This is a genomic window from Streptomyces sp. DH12 (assembly GCF_020873895.1).
Lineage (GTDB): Bacteria > Actinomycetota > Actinomycetes > Streptomycetales > Streptomycetaceae > Streptomyces.
This window is the reverse complement of the sequence record NZ_JAHWGT010000237.1, coordinates 1-758: the sequence shown is the minus strand read 5'-3', so window position 1 is coordinate 758 and position 758 is coordinate 1. Positions and strand designations below refer to the sequence as shown.

Sequence of the window (758 nt, the reverse complement as noted above, 5' to 3'; positions counted from 1 at the left end):
TTCCACGCGTGGGTCGAAGCGCGCTTCGAGGAGCTCACCCTGCCCATGCTCGACCCCGACGAGCTGCCGGGCGCCGACGCCGAGATCGCCGACGAGCGCGACCTGGAGGAGCTGAAGGAGGCCTTCGAACGCACCGAGTACGCCCACCGCACGCCCTACCGCGTGGAGGCCCCCTTCCAGCTGTCGATCGCCGGCCGGGTCGTCCGCGGCCGCATCGACGCCGTGTACCGGCACGAGGGCGACACGGACGCCGACGCGGTCACGTACGAGATCGTCGACTGGAAGACCGGCCGGGGCCGCACCGCCGACCCACTGCAACTGGCGGTCTACCGGCTCGCCTGGGCCGAGCAACAGGGCGTCCCGCCGGAGTCCGTCACCGCCGCGTTCCTGTACGTCCGCACCGGCGAGGTGGTCCGCCCGGAGCGGCTGCCCGGCCGTGCCGAGCTGGAGCGGCTGCTGCTCGACGATCCGCACGGTGAGATACCGCACTCCGAGGACACCCCCGCGGGCCGATAGGCTCGTAGGCATGAGCCAGCACGTTGACAATGCCGTCGACGCCGTCCGTACGTACATCGCAGACCACCGCACGGCGTTCCTCGACGACCTCTCCGCGTGGCTCCGCATCCCGTCCGTCTCGGCCCTGCCCGATCACGCCCCCGACGTGCGCCGCAGCGCCGACTGGCTCGTCGCCGCCCTGAAGGACACCGGTTTCCCGGCCGCCGAGATCTGGGACACCCCCGGCGCCCCGGCGGTCTACG

1 protein-coding gene and 1 pseudogene are annotated in these 758 nt (G+C 72.4%); both read left to right on the top strand.

The genetic code is table 11. The annotated features are described in order from the left end of the window. The coding region (locus tag LPA54_RS33765) for a PD-(D/E)XK nuclease family protein (protein WP_228984515.1) at positions 1-516 on the top strand (516 nt) is incomplete at its 5' end. A 10-nt stretch (positions 517-526) separates the two neighbouring features. Beyond that, a pseudogene (locus LPA54_RS33760) lies at positions 527-758 on the top strand (peptidase M20); the annotation flags it as partial.